The 19,122-nt window shown below is 66.9% G+C and carries 16 protein-coding genes and 1 tRNA gene; 9 read left to right on the top strand and 8 right to left on the bottom strand.

Annotated features, from left to right (window positions below):
- Window positions 1–218: 218 nt before the first annotated feature.
- Complete coding sequence (locus E3O65_RS16005) at window positions 219–1,694, bottom strand: hydroxymethylglutaryl-CoA synthase family protein (protein ID WP_134364720.1); 1,476 nt, start codon at window positions 1,692–1,694, stop codon at window positions 219–221.
- A 188-nt stretch (window positions 1,695–1,882) separates the two neighbouring features.
- Here E3O65_RS16005 and mvaD point away from each other — a divergent pair, with 188 nt between their 5' ends.
- From mvaD to E3O65_RS16990, 3 genes are read left to right on the top strand one after another with little or no spacing between them, the layout of a single operon-like run.
- Window positions 1,883–2,893 carry a diphosphomevalonate decarboxylase gene (gene mvaD, locus E3O65_RS16010; RefSeq protein ID WP_198411666.1) on the top strand — a complete coding sequence of 337 codons (1,011 nt, stop codon included), beginning with the start codon at window positions 1,883–1,885 and terminating at the stop codon, window positions 2,891–2,893.
- Between the two features lie 5 nt (window positions 2,894–2,898).
- Complete coding sequence (locus E3O65_RS16015) at window positions 2,899–3,963, top strand: mevalonate kinase family protein (RefSeq protein WP_134364721.1); 1,065 nt, start codon at window positions 2,899–2,901, stop codon at window positions 3,961–3,963.
- Window positions 3,960–6,341, top strand: coding sequence for a hydroxymethylglutaryl-CoA reductase, degradative (locus E3O65_RS16990; RefSeq protein ID WP_198411667.1), 2,382 nt, complete (start codon window positions 3,960–3,962; stop codon window positions 6,339–6,341). The genes E3O65_RS16015 and E3O65_RS16990 overlap by 4 nt, the downstream gene beginning before the upstream one ends.
- Before the next feature lie 489 nt (window positions 6,342–6,830).
- On the opposite strand, the gene E3O65_RS16025 is transcribed toward E3O65_RS16990, so the two are convergent.
- A complete protein-coding gene (locus tag E3O65_RS16025; RefSeq protein WP_134364722.1) occupies window positions 6,831–8,129 on the bottom strand; it encodes an ABC transporter permease in 1,299 nt (432 codons plus the stop codon).
- Window positions 8,126–8,866, bottom strand: a complete 741-nt coding sequence (locus tag E3O65_RS16030) for an ABC transporter ATP-binding protein (RefSeq protein WP_134364723.1) — start codon at window positions 8,864–8,866, stop codon at window positions 8,126–8,128. The genes E3O65_RS16025 and E3O65_RS16030 overlap by 4 nt, the downstream gene beginning before the upstream one ends.
- Before the next feature lie 274 nt (window positions 8,867–9,140).
- On the opposite strand from E3O65_RS16030, the gene E3O65_RS16035 reads away from it, so the two are divergent.
- Together E3O65_RS16035 and E3O65_RS16040 are read left to right on the top strand one after the other, a co-directional pair.
- Window positions 9,141–10,472 carry a sensor histidine kinase gene (locus E3O65_RS16035; protein WP_134364724.1) on the top strand — a complete coding sequence of 444 codons (1,332 nt, stop codon included), beginning with the start codon at window positions 9,141–9,143 and terminating at the stop codon, window positions 10,470–10,472.
- Window positions 10,469–11,173: a response regulator transcription factor gene (locus tag E3O65_RS16040; protein ID WP_134364725.1), complete on the top strand. Its 705-nt coding sequence runs from the start codon at window positions 10,469–10,471 to the stop codon at window positions 11,171–11,173. Before E3O65_RS16035 ends, E3O65_RS16040 begins: the two co-directional genes overlap by 4 nt.
- A gap of 64 nt (window positions 11,174–11,237) precedes the next feature.
- On the opposite strand, the gene E3O65_RS16045 is transcribed toward E3O65_RS16040, so the two are convergent.
- The 4 genes from E3O65_RS16045 to E3O65_RS16060 form a co-directional block, all read right to left on the bottom strand.
- A complete protein-coding gene (locus E3O65_RS16045; RefSeq protein ID WP_134364726.1) occupies window positions 11,238–12,047 on the bottom strand; it encodes an ABC transporter permease in 810 nt (269 codons plus the stop codon).
- Between the two features lie 9 nt (window positions 12,048–12,056).
- Window positions 12,057–12,971, bottom strand: coding sequence for an ABC transporter permease (locus tag E3O65_RS16050; protein ID WP_134364727.1), 915 nt, complete (start codon window positions 12,969–12,971; stop codon window positions 12,057–12,059).
- A gap of 73 nt (window positions 12,972–13,044) precedes the next feature.
- Window positions 13,045–14,235, bottom strand: coding sequence for an extracellular solute-binding protein (locus E3O65_RS16055; protein ID WP_134364728.1), 1,191 nt, complete (start codon window positions 14,233–14,235; stop codon window positions 13,045–13,047).
- Between the two features lie 54 nt (window positions 14,236–14,289).
- Window positions 14,290–15,363 carry an ABC transporter ATP-binding protein gene (locus E3O65_RS16060; RefSeq protein ID WP_134364729.1) on the bottom strand — a complete coding sequence of 358 codons (1,074 nt, stop codon included), beginning with the start codon at window positions 15,361–15,363 and terminating at the stop codon, window positions 14,290–14,292.
- A gap of 137 nt (window positions 15,364–15,500) precedes the next feature.
- Here E3O65_RS16060 and E3O65_RS16065 point away from each other — a divergent pair, with 137 nt between their 5' ends.
- Together E3O65_RS16065 and E3O65_RS16070 are read left to right on the top strand one after the other, a co-directional pair.
- Window positions 15,501–16,265, top strand: a complete 765-nt coding sequence (locus E3O65_RS16065) for a FadR/GntR family transcriptional regulator (RefSeq protein ID WP_241985688.1) — start codon at window positions 15,501–15,503, stop codon at window positions 16,263–16,265.
- An 82-nt stretch (window positions 16,266–16,347) separates the two neighbouring features.
- Complete coding sequence (locus E3O65_RS16070; protein ID WP_174722350.1) at window positions 16,348–17,055, top strand: cache domain-containing protein; 708 nt, start codon at window positions 16,348–16,350, stop codon at window positions 17,053–17,055.
- Between the two features lie 423 nt (window positions 17,056–17,478).
- Here the strand turns inward: E3O65_RS16070 and E3O65_RS16075 are convergent.
- A tRNA-Leu gene (locus tag E3O65_RS16075) sits at window positions 17,479–17,562 on the bottom strand.
- A 239-nt stretch (window positions 17,563–17,801) separates the two neighbouring features.
- On the opposite strand from E3O65_RS16075, the gene E3O65_RS16080 reads away from it, so the two are divergent.
- Window positions 17,802–18,554 carry an FhaA domain-containing protein gene (locus E3O65_RS16080; protein WP_134364731.1) on the top strand — a complete coding sequence of 251 codons (753 nt, stop codon included), beginning with the start codon at window positions 17,802–17,804 and terminating at the stop codon, window positions 18,552–18,554.
- Entirely contained in the window at window positions 18,551–19,120 is a 570-nt protein-coding gene (locus E3O65_RS16085) for an FHA domain-containing protein FhaB/FipA (protein ID WP_134364732.1), read from the top strand. Before E3O65_RS16080 ends, E3O65_RS16085 begins: the two co-directional genes overlap by 4 nt.
- The last annotated feature ends 2 nt before the right edge of the window (window positions 19,121–19,122 follow it).

Here is a 19,122-nt window from a genome sequence, read left to right on the forward strand (position 1 = left end):
CGATTCCGTGAACGACCAACAACACCCGCACCAGCCAGCCTCGTCGGGATCAATCACCTCGCCGACGAAACCGCCACAAACTAACCCAAGTGACTCCAGTCAGCTTGACATCGCCCGAATACCGCGTTTTAGTGCAAAATCTCCGTCGAATTGGTCCGGGCCGTCGGGGCAGTGGATCGCGCGTTGGGAGAGAGGCAAGCGTTGGAAGGCGACGACGTTCAGGCGGTGGGAGGCACGTAGCGGTAGTACTCGATGCCCTGGTCGTAGAAGTCGGGGCCGTTCGCGGTGCCGAGGTGGTCCACGACGAACTGGTCGTCGGCCGGGGCAGGCACAAGGTCGCCGGGGCTGCCCTCGTGCAGCGCGATGTACTGCGCCTCGGTCAAGTCGACCGGGTCCTGTAGCGCGGTCTCAACGTTGATCCGGGCGGCGGCGGCCTGCCAGCCCGCTGCGACCCGCATCGGCAGAGCCTCGGCGGCATCGCCGCTGCCGTAGCCGAGGGCCAGCCATTCCTGGCCGGCGAGCTCGAGACCATCCGTCAGGCCATGCTTGAGGCCGGATGCGAGCCAGGCCGGCAGGGCCGCCGTGTAGAGGTTGCCCAGGTCTCGCATGGTGTCGGAGCCGAGACCGAGCTTTTCGCTGACCAGGGTGTTCCAGAGCTCCGTGCTGCGCAGGTGCTGGCGCAGCCGGCGGGACAGCGGGAACACGTCGCCGGTGATCTCGCCGATGTCGGCACCGTTGCCGTGGAAAGGCGAGGGGGCGCAGAGCTCGGCGAGCAAGAGGTCGGCGTCGATTCCGGCATCCGCGCAGTGCGTTCGCAGCTGGTCCCGGCCCGTTTCCTCGTCGGCCGCGAGCGTGAACAGGTAGGCCATCACCCATCCGGTCGCCGGCATCTGGTGGTACGGGCGGTGCATGAACACGCGGTCGACCTCGGTGAAGTAGTCGAGGGACTTTCCGGGGCGCTTGCCCAGCATGGCGGTCATCGCGTGGTGGGTGGCATCGATGTAGCAGCTGGTGGAGTAGCGGCCGTTGAACACGGGCAGGTCTTGCATTTGTCCGTCGTCGCGAGGCGGCTGACCGCGAAAGCGCGCGAACGGTTTGCGGAAGTCCGCGACGCGGTAGTCGGAGTCACTGCCGGACCCGGCCAGGTTGACTTCCAACAGACGCGCCTCGCTCTCCAGGAGCACGGCGACGGCGCCCGCACCCTGGGTGGGCTCACCGCTGCCCCCGCGGGCGTACTCGGCGATGTCGGCGGAGACGACGATGGCCTGGCGGCCCACACCATCCGTCGCCAGATAGCGCAGGGCGGCCTTGATGCCATAGACGCCGGCGAGGCAGGCCTGCTTGAACTCTGGCACCTCGCAGTCGCGGGCGAGCAGGGGCATGTCGTGGGCACTGAGGGCGTCGTTGACCATGCCCTTGACGATGACCGCGCCTGCCGAGTTATCACTGCTGGACTCGGTGCCGAGGGCCAAGAGGCCGACCTGACCCGGGTCGATGTCGTAGTCGCGGATTAGACGCCACACCGCGTTCGCCGCCAGCGTGTAGACGCTCTGGCCAGGGCCGCGCATGCGGAAGCTCCGGCCGACGACGTTCTTGACCTTCCCCCACGGCTGGTCGTTCCACTCGCACCAGTCTTCAAGCTGCACGCGGTAAGGCGGCACGAACAGGGAGAATCCACTAATTCCAGGCGTCAACAGTTCCCTCTTCAGGTTTGGCGTGGTTGTTCACCCACACCGGGTCTCAAACGCACCATTCCATTATCAACGGATCGGTTGGTGAAAGTGGTGACCAGAAGCGGATCGTCAGGCGCAACCGACCCGTGGTGCCGATACGGAGCCCCGGGAAGCGACTAAAATCGAGGGAACCCGATCGGAGCACCACTGTGGACCAACCCATCGATGGTGGAGCCACCGCCGTGGCCCGCGCACACAGCAACATCGCCCTCGTCAAGTACTGGGGCAAGCGCGACGCCGCCCTGAACACACCCGCGGTCGGCTCGATCTCCGTCACGCTCGACGCGCTCTACACCGACACCCGCGTCACCTTCACGCCCGGCCTGGCCGCCGACGAGTTCTGGCTTGCCGGATGCCGAGGCCCGGTCACGCGCGTCAGCCACGTTCTCGATCTGGTGCGCGGGCATGCCGCCAGCCTGGGTCTCCCCGCCTCGGGGCTGAACGCCATCGTGTCGTCGACGAACAACTTCCCGACGGGGGCCGGCCTCGCCTCGTCGGCGTCCGGTTTCGCGGCCCTCGCTGTGGCTGCCACCGGAGCCGCCGGGCTCACCTTGCTGAGCCGGGAGCTGTCGATTCTGGCCCGCTACGGCTCCGGCTCGGCCGCCCGGTCTATTTTCGGCGGTTTCGCCGAGATGCACGCCGGCACCGCCGCCGACGGCTCGGACGCCTACGCGGAGGAGTTGCTCGACCAGGGCGCCTGGCCTCTCGCCGTGGTCGTAGCGATTACCGAGCACGGCGAGAAATCGATAAATTCCACAATCGGCATGAACGAGAGCAAGGCCACCTCGCCGTTCTACCCTGCCTGGCTGGACTCGGCCGACGACGACCTCGCGGAGATGCGTGCGGCCATCCGGGACCGCGATTTCACCCGGCTCGGGGAGCTGTCCGAGTACAACTGTCTCAAGCTGCACGCCCTGATGCTCACAACCCGACCCGCGCTGATCTACTGGAACGCGGCCACCGTCGCCGCCATGCACGCCGTGCGGGCCCTGCGTGCCCAGGGCGTGCCGGCCTACTTCACCATCGACGCCGGCCCGCAGGTCAAGGTGCTCTGCCTGCCGGGTGACGCCGCCGCTGTGCAGCAGGCGATGACGCTCGTGCCCGGCGTGCACGAGGCCCGGATCAGCGCGCTCGGCCCGGCCGCCTACCGGCTGGAATGATGGCGATGACGCTTCCGACCATTCCGTCATTGCCGACGATCCGGGCCTCCGCGCCCGGCAAGCTCTTCCTGCTGGGCGAGTATGCCGTGCTCGAGGGCGCACCCGCGTTGGTCACCGCCGTCGACCGGCGGGTGGAGGTGACGATCGACGAGTCCTCCACAGTCACCTGGCAGGTCAGCGCACCCAATCTCGGTATCCGCAATCTGACCTTGGCAACGGACGGCGCCCTTCCGACCGGCCTCACCGCCACGCAGCGTGCCCATCTCCGCGTCTTCGACGAGGTGCGCGCGACGGTGCAGGCCGCGGCGCTGCAGGCCCGGGGCCGCCCGTTGCTCACCGTACCCCCGCTCGCGATCACCATCGACAGCAGCGCACTCTCCCGGGGTGACCACAAGCTGGGCCTCGGCTCCAGCGCGGCCACCGCCGCCGCCTTGACCGACGCCCTGGCCCGCGCCCTGGGCCTGACCCTCGACCGGCGCGAGCTCTTTCGGCTGGCCCACGCCGCCCACCGGAACGCGCAGAACGGTGCCGGCAGTGGCGGCGACGTCGCCGCGAGCGTGCACGGTGGGCTGATCCGCTACACCCCGGACGTCGCAGTCGTGCCGCTCCGCTGGCCGGAGGAACTCCGCATCTCAGCCGTCGTCACCGGCGAGGGCGCACTGACGACCCGCTTGGTGGGCCGCGTGGGTGACTACGCCGCCGAGAGCCCTGCCCGGCATCGGGCCGACCTCGATCGGCTTGCGCACCTGGCCGAGCAGGCCGAGACAGCGCTGGCCAGCCCGGCCGCCTTCCTGCGCTTGGCCTCCGACTACTTCGCCGCCCTGTCCCAGCTCGATGACCACGCCCGGGCCGGCATTGTGAGTGAGCGGCACCGTGAACTGCACGCCCTCGCCCGGCGCGAAGGCAGCGTCTTCAAGACCAGCGGCGCCGGCGGTGGCGACGTCGGCCTGGCTTTCAGCTACGCCGGAGAACCCACCGAGCGCCTCGCCGGGGCATTCGCCCGAGCCGGCGCCGCCATCGTCCCGCTCGGCTTTTTCGCCGCCGGCCTACAGGGAGGCACCACGTCATGAGCCGGTCCCGGATCCCCCGCTTCTACCAGCTGACGGTCAGCGAGCGCATCGCACTCCTGCAGCAACGAGGTGTTTTGACCGAGGATGCCGCGGCGCACCTCGCCGGCGGAACATCCGCCCTCGACGTGGCGGCGGCCGACCGGTTGATCGAGAACGTGATCGGCGTGTTCTCGATGCCGATGGGGCTCGGCCTGAATTTCCAGATCAACGGCCGGGACTACCTGGTGCCGATGGTGGTCGAAGAGCCGTCCATCGTCGCCGCGGTCAGTTCCACGGCCCGGCTGGTGCGCCAGGCCGGAGGGTTCACGAGCGTCGCCGAGGATCCGCTGCTGATCGGCCAGATCCAGGTCGTCGACCTTATCGACCCCGATCGCGCCCGAACTGACCTTCTCGCGCGCGGCGACGAGCTCGTCGCTCTGGCCAACAGCGGGCATCCGAACATGGCGGCGCGCGGCGGCGGGGCCCGCGGCATCGAGGTCTTCCTGCGCGGGGCGACCACGCAGAACGGCGAGCTGCTCGTCGTGCACCTAGTGGTAGACACCCGCGATGCCATGGGCGCCAACCTGGTCAACTCGATGTGCGAGCGGCTCGCCCCCCTGGTCGAGGAGATCAGCGGCGGCCGCGTGTTCCTGCGAATCCTCTCCAACCTCACCGACCGGGCCCTGGTGCGCGCCCGTGCCGTGATCCCGCACGCGCTGCTCGAGACCGCCGATTTCCCCGGCGCACGCGTGCGCGACGGTATCGTGCTCGCGAACGAGTTCGCCGCCATGGATCCCTACCGGGCCACCACGCACAACAAGGGCATTATGAACGGGATCGACGCCGTTGCCCTGGCCACCGGCAACGACTGGAGGGCGATCGAGGCGGCCGCCCACGCCTACGCCGGACGGGGTGACGGGTACGGCCCGCTCACCACCTGGAGCGTGAACGGATCCGGCGATCTGGTGGGCGAACTGACCCTTCCGTTGAAGGTCGGGACTGTCGGCGGCCAGGTGGAGTCGAATCCGGCCGTGCGACTCGCGCACACGATCCTTGGGGTGTCCGGGGCGCCCGAGCTGGCCGAGGTGATGGCCGCCGTGGGGCTGGCCCAGAACCTCGCCGCGCTCAAGGCCCTGTCCACCAACGGCATCCAGCACGGCCATATGCGTCTGCACGCGCGGGCCGTCGCCGCGGCCGCGGGGGCCAGCGGAGCTCGGTTCGAGGAGGTCGTCGAGAGGCTCATCGCCGACGGCGAGATCAAGGTGTGGAAGGCGCGCCAGATCATGCAGTCCCTCGACGGGGGCAGCGACGGCGACCCGGCCAGTGATTCGGCCGCCCCGGATGCCGGGCCTCGCGCCGCGGCATCCGTCGCGGCGCCCCTGCCACACCCCGCGCCCACGACCTCGGCCACCCTCACGCCACCACCCGCCACCACGCCCGGCGCTGCCCTCGCCCCGAGCGCCCCCGGAGCGGACGCCCACCTCGGCTACGGCAAGATCATCCTGATGGGCGAGCATTCCGTCGTCTACGGCTACCACGCGATCGCCGCCCCGATCGGGCTTTCCGTGCGCGCGCAGGTCACCCGCCATGCATCGATCCGCAAACCGGTCATCGCCGACTGGGACATCGACGGCTCGGTGCGCGAACCCATCCGCGCGGACCTCTCGCACCGGGTCGCGGCGCTGATTGCGTCCCGGCTCGGCGTCACCGCCGCGGGCGTGCGGGTTGACGTGTTCTCGCACCTGCCGCGGGCCAGCGGCCTGGGCGCCTCCGCCGCGTTCGCAGTGGCGGTGATCCGCGCCGTCGCCGACAGCTTCCAGCTCACGATCAGCGACGCCGAGGTCTCGGGCCTCGCCTTCGAATGTGAACAGATCGTGCATGGAACCCCGTCGGGCATTGACAACACCGTCGCCACCTTCGGCCGGTCGGTTCTGTTCCAGAAAACGGATGCCCCGGGCGGTCACACGATCCGCGACATCTTCACTCCCCACCCGATCCCCATCGTGATTGGGCTGTCCGGGGTTGAATCGCTCACCGCCCAGACCGTCGGCCTCGTGCGCAGTGCCTGGCAGCGCAACCCGGCGCGGTACGAGGGCATCTTCAGCCAGATCGACGGCCTGGTCTTGGCCGGGGTAGATGCGCTGCGCCGCGGCGACATCGCCGAGCTCGGCGAGCTGATGAACATCAACCAGGGTCTGCTCAACGCACTGCAGGTGTCGAGTCCGGAGATCGAATCGCTCGTGGCGATCGCTCGGCGGGCCGGCGCCCTCGGGGCGAAGCTGACCGGCGGTGGAGGCGGGGGCGCAATGATCGCCATCGCCGAGCCCGGCGGAACCGAGCCGATCATGGCCGCAATGCGCAGCGCCGGGTACACCACGTATCTCACCGAAATTCGCTAGACACGCGCATTCCGAACCTGTATTCGAGGTATTCACAACCAGGCATCCGCTGAATCGAGCTGAGGACAACCGGCGTTCCGGTTCGGAATCCACAGCTTTTACACGGAGTTATCCACACCCGCATTCGCAGTCATTCAGCGGGATACAGACAGTTTTCATGCTGCTGTCCACAGGTTTTTCCACATCCCTGTGCACAGATGTATCTTCGACGTCCGCCGGGTGGTGCGCTCACCTCCCCGAAGTCGCGCGACTCGCAACTCACGACTCGCGGCGCAGGTTGTGGAAGTGGGCGCACGTTCTACCGTGCGCCCACTTCCACAAGGTGCGCCGCGACGGGCGACGGACGCGCGCGGCGCCGACCGGTCAGCGCACCGGGTACTCCAGGTATTCCGTGGGCGCCGCGTATACCCAAGCGCACTCGCGTTCCTGACGCCCCCGGGGCCTGCACGCGCGCGAGCGGATAGGGGCCCCGGGGGCGCGGGCCGGCTGCTACTCGTAGCGAAGCGACTCGATCGGGTCCTGCCGCGCTGCGCGCAGAGCCGGGATCGTTCCGGCCAGGAATGCCAGCCCCATCACCACGAGGATGATCGTGGCCAGTGCGGCGGGATCGAAAGCCACCAGGGTGAGCCCGGGCAGGTCGGCCAGGAGCGTGTCGGCCAACACCGCGTTGGCGCCCATCCCCGCGAGCATGCCGACGCCGACACCGAGTGCGCTTCCCATCAGGCCGATGAACACGGCTTCCAGGCTGAACAGGCCGAAGATCTTGCCGCCGCCGAGGCCCATCGCCTTCATCAGGCCGATCTCCCGGGTGCGTTCCTGCACGCTCATCAACAGCGTGTTGACGATGCCGAAACCGGCCGCCAGCAGTGCGATCACGGCGAAGGCGTTCAATACCAGCACGATGCCGTCGATGACGGCCTTGAACGAGCCGATCTGGTCTTCCACCGTGGTGCCGGTGTAGCCCAGGTCGGACAGGTCGGACTTGAGAGTGGTCAGGTCCGCCTCGGCGCCGGTCGGATCGAACCGGACCACAGCCTGGGCATAGCTGTCCTTGCTGCTCTCCGACAGTCCACCGCTTTGGGCGTCGTAGAGGGCCTCGGTGAGCACCTTGTTGGCCGTGAACGCCGTCGATCCCGCCAAGCCTTCCTCGGAGACGCCGACGATGGTGGCCCTCAGCTCGGACTGGGTGCCCGTGACGTCGGTGATGGCGAGGGTGAGCATGGCACCCAGGGCGGCGGCGTCATCCGTGAAGCCCAGGGGCGTGACGAACGAGACCGGCACGGCAACCTCGTAGTCGCTGCTCGCCGCGTCGGGCTCGGCGCCCGCAGCGAGGTCCAGCTCCATGCCGGGGATGAAGCTTCCCACATTGGCCTCGTAGGCGGTGCCGTCGGCGACCTGCACGTAATCCGGGCTCACGCTCAGCTGCGGTTGCACGGAAAGAACGCCGTCAATGGCGCCGATCGAGTCGAGGTCGTCCGTGGTCAGGGCGATGAGGCTGAACCCGGGAGCACCGGGTGGCGAGTTCGGGGAATCGACCGCCACCGCGGTGGGATCGTACTCGACCGGACCATCCGTGCCGTCTTCAGCCGCCTTGGTGACAGTGATGACGTCGTCGGCGCCGATCGAGGCCACCGTCGTGTCGATGTACTGGTTGATGCCGGTGCCGACCCCGCTGGTGAGGGTGAGGGTGAAGGCGCCGATGAAGATCGAGAGCACCGTGAGGATGGTGCGGGTCTTGCTGCGCAGGCTGTTTTTAACGGCCGAGCGGATCAGGTCGAAGGCATTCATGCGCGCACCTCCTGAGCGGTCGCGATCGTAGCAGCGGTCGCGGCCGGCACCGCGTGCAGGCTGTCGGTGATCAGGCCGTCGCGGATGTACACCCGCCGGTCGCAGCGCGCCGCGAGGTCTTCGTCGTGCGTCACGATGATCAGGGTGATGCCCTTTTCCTCTTGCAGCGAGAACAGGATGTCCTCGACCACCTTGCCGGTGGCGGAGTCGAGGTTGCCGGTGGGTTCGTCGGCGAAGATGACGCTGGGGTTGTTCACCAGCGCCCGCGCGATCACCACCCGCTGCTTCTGGCCGCCGGACAGGTCGGTGGCCTTGTTGCGGGCCTTGTCGGCCAGGTCCAGCTGCTCGAGCACCGCCATCCCGCGCCGCTTGCGTTCGGCGCCGCCGATGCCGGCAATTTGCAGCGGCAGCGTCACGTTGTCGAGCACGCTCGTGTTGGGCGTGAGGAAGAACTGCTGGAACACGAAACCGAAGGTCTCGTTGCGGGTCTGGTTGACGACCCGGCCGGAGAGCCCGCTGGCGTCGCGGCCGCTGAGCTCGACGGAACCGGTGGTGGGGTTGTCGAGCAGCGCGAGCAGGTGCATGAGGGTGGACTTGCCTGACCCGCTCTTGCCCACGATGGCGACGGATTCACCCTGCTGGATGTCGACGGAGACGCCCTTGAGGGCGTCGAACCGGGTGGCGCCACGGCCATACGACTTGTGGATGTCGCGGGCGGCGAGAACGGGGATGGACATGGTTGAGGTCTCCTGGTTATTGCGTGAGGGAGGTTGCGTGACGGTGGTTGCGTGACGGTGGTTAGCGTGCCGGCCGGACCGGCTCACGTCGAACCGGTCCAGCGGCACACCTCCAGTGTCGCCAGACACGCGGCGCAGGTCGTCCTCCCCTCGTGGCAACCTGGCCGTACCGCGCTGGGCCCGGTTTGACCGGCTGTGGCGTCCGGCCTACCACCACCGCAGTACGCCGGGCACCCACGCCCGCGGGAGGACAGCGTGCGGCTCGGTTGGCAGAATGGTGTCGAGTCCGATCCACGGGCGGGAGGACAACATGCTGATCCAGCGCGACCACGTCTCGGAGGGCGACCGCAACTTCACCCCGCTGTCCCGGCTGCCCGTTTGGCTGCGCGACACCATCCTGGTGGTGTTCGTGCTCGGTCCGAGCTTCGCCACCCACGACTTCGGAGGCGCCGCGACGTCGAGCGTCGGTGCAGCATTGCTGGTGCTCGTCTCGGCCGGTTCGGTCCTGCTGCGTCAGCGCGCGCCGCTCGTCGGGGCATCCGTTGCGGTTGTCGCCTGCATGCTCGGCCTCGCCATCGACGGGTCCATTGTCACCCAACTATTAGCGGTGCTGATCGGCGTTTTCGGTATGGCCCGCTGGTTGAGGCGGGGCACCTCGCTGTTCTTCTCCGGCGTGACGGTGATCCTGCTGTCGATAGCCACGGTGTCCTTCCTGGACACCCCGTGGAACGACATCCGCACACTCTTGCAGCTGGCGGCTTTCGTGGGTTTCGCCACCGCCGCCGGCGACGCGAATCGCTCGCACGCTGCGTACATCCGGTCGATCACCGACCGGGCCCGCCATGCCGAGGAAACCAAGGAGTCCGAGGCGCTGCGCCGCGTGGCGGAGGAGCGCCTGCGTATCGCCCGCGACCTGCACGACCTGCTCGCCCATCAGATCGCGGTGATCAATCTGCACTCCAGCGTCGCTTCGCAGGCACTCCCTGACCGACCGGACGACGCCGAGAAGTCGTTGGCGACCATCCGTGAGGCAGCCCGCGGCGTGCTGGGTGAGATCGGCAGCCTGCTCAACGTGCTGCGAGCAGCGGATGCCAGTGGCCCCGGCGCCGGTACGGCGCCCGTCGCCGGGCTCGCCGACCTCGAAGCGTTGCTCACCGACTTCGAGCGCAGCGGGCTGAACGTGGAGCACCGGGTCGTTGGCACGCCTCGGTCGCTTCCCGGCGCCGTCGACATGGTGGCCTTCCGCGTGGTGCAGGAGGCCCTGACCAACGCCCACAAGCACGGCGCCGACCACTCCGCACTGCTGCACCTTGACTACCAGGCGGCGGGGGTGGAAATCGCGGTGACCAACACGGTGGCCATGACCGGGCGCGCCGGATCGGCGGGCGCGGCGAGCCGAACGCCGGTTGGTTCCGGCCACGGTCTGCTCGGCGCACGTGAACGCGTGGGATCGGTCGCCGGCCGCCTGACCGCGGCCAGGGGGCCTGGCCCGGTCTTCCGGTTCACCGCCTGGTTGCCGACCGACGGAGGCACTGCCACCGATCCGAATTCAGCTTCGGGGCCGGCCGCGGCCGTTGCCGCACCCCGCACGAAAGGTGCTTCATGATCTCCGTGGTTCTCGCCGACGACCAGTCCCTGATTCGCACGGCCGTGGCCGAACTGGTGTCGCACGAAGAGGGCTTCACCGTGGCCGGTCAGGCCGGCAACGGGCGCGATGTCGTGGCCCTGGTGCGGGAACTGCGCCCCGATATCGTGCTGATGGACATCCGGATGCCGGTGATGGACGGCATCCAGGCGACCGCTGCCATCTGCGCCGACCCTACCCTGGCCGGTACTCGGATCATCGTGCTGACCACTTTTGAAGAGGACGAGTACGTGCTGCAGGCGCTGCGAGCCGGAGCCAGCGGATTCGTTGGAAAGGGCACGGAAGCCCACGACCTGATGACCGCCATCCGCACCGTGCACAGCGGTGACGCGCTGCTCTCGCCACGGGCCACCCGAGCGCTCATCGACCGGTACACGGCCCCGGCCGAACGCCCCTCCCTCGTGGCACCGGCCGAGCTGGCGCTTCTTACCGACCGGGAGCGGGAAATTCTTCTGCTCGTGGCCCGCGGCCTTGCCAACACCATGATCGCCGATGAACTCGTGATCTCCCCGCACACCGCCAAGACCCATGTGAACCGCATGATGACCAAGCTGGGCGCACACGATCGCGCTCAGCTGGTGATCATCGCCTACGAATCGGGCCTGCTCGTGCCCGGTGGCAGCGGGATGCTGCGCGGCCCGCTCGACAGGGGGCACCTGTAGCTGGGCGCTAGCGAGCCGCGAGCGCTACCGAATGTCCCTGTGTGTGAAACCGCGATCCGAACGGTCAGTCCTCCTCTTCAGCCCTTGAGAGCCGCTGCGACACGTAGACGGGGATGAACGAGGCAAGGATGATGACGGTCGCGACGACATTGACGACGCTGGCCTCGTTGGGACGGGCCATCTGGTTCATGATCCACAACGGCAACGTGTCCACTCCCGGCGGTGCCGTGAAGATGGTCACCACGACCTCGTCGAAGCTGAGGGCGAAAGCCAGCAGGCCCCCGGCCACGAACGCGGTGCGGAATTGGGGAAAGGTGATGAGCTTGAAGGTCTGCCAGAGCCCGGCCCCGAGGTCCATCGAGGCCTCCTGCAGGTTCGGGCTCATGCGGCGCAGCCGGGCGAGCACGTTGTTGAAGACCATGACCATGCAGAAGGTGGCGTGGGCCACGATCATTCCGAAGTACCCGATCTGAATACCGATCGGTTCGAGGATGTTGTTGTAGGTGTTGCTCAGGGCGACACCCGTGACGATTCCGGGCAGTGCGATCGGGAGCACGATGAGCAGGTTGACGGTCTGCTTGCCGAAGAAGCTGTACCGCTGCAGCGCGAACGCGGTGAGCGTGCCGAGCACCAACGCCAGCACGGTGGCGCCGAGGCCCACGACGATCGAATTGAGCAGGGCGGCACGAATGGGCTCGCTGGTGAAGGCGACGACCCACCAATCGACCGAGAAGTCCGTCACCGGCCAGGTGGCGATCCGGGCGGCGTTGAACGAGTTGAGCACGACGAGGGACAGGGGAATGTACATGAACACGAGCACGACGCCGACGATGGTGCCAAGGCCGATCTTGGCGCTGCGGGTGAGTCTCAGCATGGCGGGCTCCTACATCCGGTCCAGTGCGCCGGTCTTGCGAACGGCGAACAGGTAGACCAGCACGAAAACGATGGGAACGACCGAGAATGCGGCCGCGATGGGCGGGTTGAGGTTGATGTTCGATGCGATCACGCTGCCGATCATCTGGGTGGACCCGCCCACGAATTTGGCGGCGAGGTAGTCGCCGAGGCTGAGCGAGAAGGTGAAGATCGAACCGGCGATGAGGGCGGGCTTGAGCAGCGGCACGACGACGGTGCGGATGGTGGTCCAGCTGCGCGCTCCCAAGTCGGCCGACGCGTCGAAGAGGTTGGCCGGGATCTGGCGCACTGCGGTGTAGACGGGCAGGGCCATGTAGGGGAACCAGAGGTAGGTGAGGGTGAGGACCACGGTCGTGTAGCTGAATCCGGGACCGCTGAGGCCGAGGGGTTCGAGGGCTGAGTTGAAGAAGCCGTTCTCGGTGAACGTGATGCGCATGGCGAGAATCTTCACCAGGTAGCCCGCCCAGAGAGGCAGGGTGATGGCGACGGCCAGGAAGGCACGCAACCAGGGCGACGCCACCTTGGCCATGAAGATGCCCAGCGGGATGGAGAACATGACACTGAGGAGGGTCACCAGCAATGCAATCGACAGTGTGCGCAGCGAGGTCGAGAGGTAGGCCGGGTTTTCGACCAGCCGTACGAAGTTGTCGAGGGTGAAACCTGGGATGACCTTGGAGGTGAATGGGTCGGTGCGCCAGAAAGCGGTGACCAGGAGCATCACGAGGGAGAAGATGTAGACGCCGACGAGCCAGGTCAGGGGCAACGCCAGCAGCCCGAGCAGGCGCAGCCGCGGACTGCGATGCAGCCGGGTCGAGAGGGGCTTTCTGCCGGCGGGCTGGACCCGGCCCTGGCCGGGTGTCGTGACGCGGGGCACTGTGCTGGTCACGGTGATTCCTTAGGTGCGTGCGGATGCGGATGGGGGTCGGTGGGGCCCTGGTCTGGGCCCCACCGAAAGGTGACTAGCTCTTGACGGTGAGCCAGGCATCCGTCCACTGCTGGAAGTTGGTGCAGGTGACGTCGGTACGTCCGTCGATGCACTGCTCGAGCGGAGTGGTCCAGAACCAGACGTTCTCGAAGTACTCCTCGTCGGTGGCGTGGAAGTACTCGCAGTGCGCTGCGGCCTCATCGCTGGTCTCGCAGAACGCACCGTTGGCCGGGGCCATGCCGAAGCCCATCGCGATCGCGCCGTTGACCTCGGCGGAGCTGGTGTAGTCCATCCACAGGTAGCCGCAGTTGGGGTTCTTCGCCTCGGCCGAAATCATCCAGGCGTCCGCCCAGCCGGTCGAGCCCTCTTCGGGCAGCACGCTCTTGAACTTTTCGTCCTCGGTGAGCTTGCGCAGGATCTCCCACGAGGTACCCACGACCGATGTTCCACCGGCGTACGAGGTGATCTGGGCGACCGGGTCGGCCCAGTACTCGCTGACGATTCCGTTCTGCGTCTTCAGCAGCTCGATGGCCGCGTCAAGCTGCTTCTGGTCGAGTGCGTACGGGTTGGTGATACCTAGATCGGGTTCGTGCGTCATCAGGTACACGGCGGCGTCGGCGATGTAGATCGGAGCGTCATAGGCGATGATCTCGCCGGCGTAGGGGCTGTCTTCCTCCCATACGACATCCCAGCTCGTGGGCGCTTCGGTGACGATTTCGCTGTTGTACTGCAGGATGTTCGCACCGCGGCCGATCGGAACGCCATAGCTCTTGCCATTGATCGTGTCGTAGATCTGGCCCTGCATTCCCTTGACCGTGTCGTCGCCGAAGTTGGGGATCAAGTCGATGTTGATCGGCGCGACGTCGCCGCCGGCGATCAGGCGCAGGCTCGCATCGCCGGAGGCCGATACGAGGTCGTAGTCTCCGGTGCGCATAAGCGTGACCATCTCGTCGCTCGTACCTGCGACACGGCGGTTGACGACGCATCCGGTTTCTGCGGTGAACTGGTCGGACCATGCCGGCTCGACGAATCCGCTCCACGCGACGATGTTCACTTCGCCCTCAGCCTTATCCAGCTTGTCCATCATGGGTACGTCAGGAACGTCGATACTGAGGCCGCCGGCAGACGTGTCGCCGTTCTCCGTGTCACCGGTGCCGCTGCAGCCGACGAGCACCAGCGTTGCCGCTGCCATCATCGCGGGAAGCAGCATGTACTTCTTCTTCATGGAACTCTCCTAGTGATTCGTGGTGCAGGGTGGGTGTCGTGAGGGTCGTTCGGCTCAAGGGACGATCGACACGTGGTCGGTCTTCCAGATGGCCCGCACGGCGTCGCCGCGGCCGAAAGCGGCCGCCGCCGTGGGGTGGTGGTCGTTGTGGCGTTCGGCGGTGAGCCGCAGGCCGGCGGCGGTCTCGATGATGTACCGCGTGGCCGGGCCGGTGTAGACGGTTTCGTAGACGGTGCCGAGCACGGAGGTCTCGTCCGCGGCGACGGTAGAAGCCGCATCGGCGAGTCGCACCCGCTCCGGGCGCACGCTGATGAGCTTGTCTATTCCGGTGATCACGCTGGCGTGGGCAGGGGCGATGAGGTTCGAGATCCCCAGGAATCCGGCCACGAACGCGGTCTGAGGAAACTCGTAAACCTCGTTGGGCGTTCCGACCTGCTCGATGCAGCCGTTGTTGAACACAGCGATGCGGTCGCTCAGGGTGAGGGCCTCCTCCTGGTCGTGGGTGACGAAGATGAAGGTGATGCCGACCTCGCGCTGGATCTGCTTGAGCTCAACCTGCATCTCCTCGCGAAGCTGCTTGTCGAGAGCTCCGAGGGGCTCGTCGAGTAGCAACACGCTGGGCTGCAGGATGAGTGCACGGGCCAGCGCAATGCGCTGCCGCTGCCCCCCGGAGAGCTGATGGGGCAGGCGGTCGGCGGTGTGGGCAAGGCGCACCTGCTGGAGGGCCCGCTCGACCCGTTCCGCCGTTTCGGGCTTCCCCATCTTGCGAACCCGCAGGCCGTAGCCGACGTTCTCGGCGATGGTCAGGTGAGGAAACAGCGCGTAGTCCTGGAAGACCGTGTTCACGTTGCGGTCGAACGGCGCCGTGCGGGTGACGTCGACACCGTCGAGTTCGATTGCTCCGCTCGTGACGTCCTCGAAGCCGGCGATCATGCGCAGCACTGTGGTTTTGCCTGACCCGGAGGGCCCGAGCATAGAGAAAAACTCCCCGGCGTGAACTTCCAGGTTGAGTTCTGCGACGGCGACAACATCCCCGAACACTTTGGTGACGGAGTGCAGGCTGACGCCCGTGGGGGTGAATGAAGCGGATGATGCTGCTTCAAGTAATGCGCGGCCAGACTGTGGCATTGGTCGATGACTCCTTGGAACGACGGTGGTCTAAGAGGTTGGCCTAAACATATAGTTCCATAGGTTTTGGCGCAAGCAGATTAATTTCGTGGTCCATTCATCGCGGCAGCCATGGCGGTGTGAGGGAGAATGATGCCGTGCCCGCATCCACGACGACGCCCTCTCGACGGGGCGAGCCCTCGCGTCTGCAGAGCGCCGTGTTCCAGCCCATCGGCGACGCGGGACGAGCGGCGCTGGTTGAGCGGCGCATCGCCGAGGCGATCACCGGTGGCGTCCTCGCTCCCGGCACGAAGCTGCCCGCGGAGTCCGAGTTGGCCAGGCTGTTCGGCGTCGCCCCGGCAACCGCTCGGGAGGCACTCCAATCCCTGCGCGCACGTCGCCTAGTCGTCACCCGTCGCGGGCGCAGTGGTGGAAGTTTCGTCGTCGAAACCGCCAACGCCGCCGAATTCGCCACTCGGGCCCTCTGCGCCATGTCACGGGTCGCCCTCCGCGACTTGGCCGCACACTACCTGGCCGTCACGGGTGCCTGCGTCGCCCTGGCCGCCCAGCGGGCCGACCCGAGCGAGATCCTGCGCATCCGCGGCCGGGTCGATCGCTACACCGGCAACGATCCATTGACGTGGCGACGGCTGGCCGACGACGCGCACCTTGAAATTTCAGCCCTCAGCCAATCGGCCAGGCTCACCCGTGAGCAGATGCGCCTGCAGGCGGAATTCTCGCCATTCCTCGCACTCGTCGACGCGTCAGAGGCCGATCGGGTTCGCAGCCGCAGCCAACTCCTCGCCGTGCTCGACGCCGTCGCCGCCGCGGACTCCACTGCGGCGACCAACCGGGTGCGGGAGTCCATCATGGATGCCGTGGACCGGCTGATCGATCACCGGGCGGAGTTGGCCCGGTCGTGACTGCGGGCGCCCTCCCCCGGTACTGTATATCCCAGTCACCGAGGATCAGCGCCCTGGCGCGACTCGCAACAAGGAGGTTGCCATGACGGCAGGAGTCCCCACGGTCGCGTCCCGCGCGGTCGCAGCCGTCGATGGGTACTTCGCCGACGCCCTTGACGCCTTGGAGGCCTGGCGGCTCGACATCGCGGGCGACATCGCCGCGGCGCGGCGCTCCGGCCCGATCACCACGTCGCGACTCGACGCGCTGGTGGCGCCGTACGCGCGGCAAACCCTCGACACGCCAGGGATGTCCGTCTACGGCGCGGGATTCATCGCCGCCCACGACTCACTCGCCGACGCCCCCAGCCACCTCGCGTGGTGGCAGGGGCCGCAACGCGCCCGGCTGACCCTCGCCAATCAGGCGATCAACAAGGGCAATATCGACTACAGCGAACTCGAGTGGTACCGGGTTCCCCTGCTCACCGGCAAGGCCCACATCGCGGGGCCCTATGTCGACTACCTGTGCAGTGACGAGTACACGATCACCGTGGCCGCACCGGTTCGGATCGACGATGTATTCGTCGGCGTCACCGGACTCGACCTGCTCATCGACACCGTCGAGCGCGACCTCACACCCCGCCTCGCGCTGTTGGGTGCCGACATCACCATCGTCAACACCGCCGGCCGCGTCGTGGTGTCGACGAATCACCGCCTGGCCACCGGGGAGTCCCTCCGCGGTGACGCATACCGGGATGCCGAGCGGGTGCCGTGTTTGCGCACGCCTCTCGAGATCGTGCTCCGCAGGTCGTAGGCAGGGCCCCGCCCACCGACGTCAGCGGCTCAGCATGGCGGGGAGCCTGAGCATCGGGACCGATACAGTCGGGTCGCCAGACCAAATGTCGACGACGTCATCTGCTCCCGATCCGACGACGACGCAGTAATTCATGTGACCAGGTTCTGAACTGAAACGTTCAGTTCTATCCCTGGCGGCAGCGGCACGAACCGGGAATCTGCGACACGTCCGGTAGGTTCAGACTCCGACTCCAGCACATCAGCTACAGAGCCCACACACTGATAGACCGCGCCAATCGCCCGTCGATGCCGGAGATCGGAACAAGAGGCCCGACCGAGGCTGACCTCACAGCGTGATCACTGAAACGACGAGAGGCCCCCGATTCCTCGGGGGCCTCTCTGTCCGACTGGGTTGAAGGCAGTCAACCCATCTTGTTCACTGTGCGCGAGGGGGGACTTGAACCCCCACGTCCTTTCGAACACTGGCACCTGAAGCCAGCGCGTCTGCCAATTCCGCCACTCGCGCGAACTTAGGAAGATTAGCACTTTCCGAGGGCACTACGCCATTCGGGGCCGGGTAGGCCACGCAAACACCGGGGTGGACGGCGTGGCGCGGGCCAGAAAACGCCCCGGGAATCCGCCGCAGAAAGCGTTCCGGGCTCCCTCCCCGTAGGATGACAACCCCGCTGGGTATCGCCCTGCGCGTGAGTTAACACTTGAGACAAGTAACATGCTCATAGCCGAAAGGATCGGATCGGGAGACCTGTGGGCATTCTGGATAGTTTTGAAAAGGGTCTCGAGCGCGCCGTCAACGGTGCGTTCGCCAAGACCTTCAAGTCGGGGCTGCAGCCGGTGGAAATCACCTCAGCGTTGCGTCGCGAACTCGACACAAAAGCAGCGGTTGTGTCCCGCGACCGCATTCTCGCGCCCAATCGCTTCACGGTGCGCATGAGCAACACCGACTTCCAGCGCATGTCCGCCCTCGGTCAGACCCTCCTCGAGGAGCTCACCTCCCTCGTGCAAGAGCACGGTCGAGATCAGCGTTATCAGTTCGCAGGAGGCGTATCCATCAGCCTCTCCGCCGACCGTGGACTCAGCGAGGGAATGGTCCAGATCGACTCCAGCACAATCAAGGGCAGCGTCGCCTGGATTCCCGTGGTCGAAGTCAATGGCAAGCGCTACCCCCTAACCCAGTCGCACACGGTTATCGGCCGCGGCAGCGACGCCGACATCACCATCGATGACTCCGGCACCTCACGCCGTCACGTCGAGATCCTCTGGGACGGCTCCCGCGCCCAGGTGCGCGACCTGGGCTCGACCAACGGCTCCCAGCTCAACGGTTCGCCGGTCACGCAGGCGATCCTGGACCCCGATTCCGTCGTCACCATCGGCCGCACGCGCATCGTTTTCCGCGTCATAGCGCAGGCCTCGTCGTCGTCCGAGCCCGTGAGCGACCGTCGGAGCGACGGCGGCCGCGAGCGTCACGACATGGACGGGTTCTGGGGGCCCAACGCATGAGCGTCAGTGAGCTCACTCTGCTCGTGCTGCGCCTCGGCTTCCTGCTGGTGCTATGGCTCTTCATTTTTGGCATCGTCTACGCGCTCCGCAGCGACCTATTCGGCCAGCGCGCACGCAAGATGCAGGCGGATGTCGCGGCCCCAGCCGGTGCACCCGTCGCGTTCCCGAGCCCCGTGACCCTGCCCCCCGCGGCCGCGGCATCCGCACCCACGGAGCAATTCGCGGCCAGGCCGAGCCCAGCATTCACGGACGTGGACGATAAGGCCACCACCCAAAACGCGACCCGCCTCGTGATCACCTCAGGCCCAAAGGCCGGCACCGAGTTCCCGCTCACCGGCGACTCGATCACCATCGGTCGGTCCGGCGACTCCAGTCTTGTCATCCGTGACGACTACACCTCCACTCACCACGCGCGCCTGATGCTCTGGCACGACAAGTGGATGATCCAGGACCTCGATTCGACCAACGGCACTTTCCTCGATGGGAAGCGCATGGCCGTCCCCACTCCAGTCCCGCTGAACACCACCGTCAAGATCGGCGCAACCAGCTTCGAGCTTCGGCGGTAGCT

It is taken from the genome of Cryobacterium breve, assembly GCF_004402375.1.
In the GTDB taxonomy this organism is placed as follows: Bacteria; Actinomycetota; Actinomycetes; order Actinomycetales; family Microbacteriaceae; genus Cryobacterium; species Cryobacterium breve.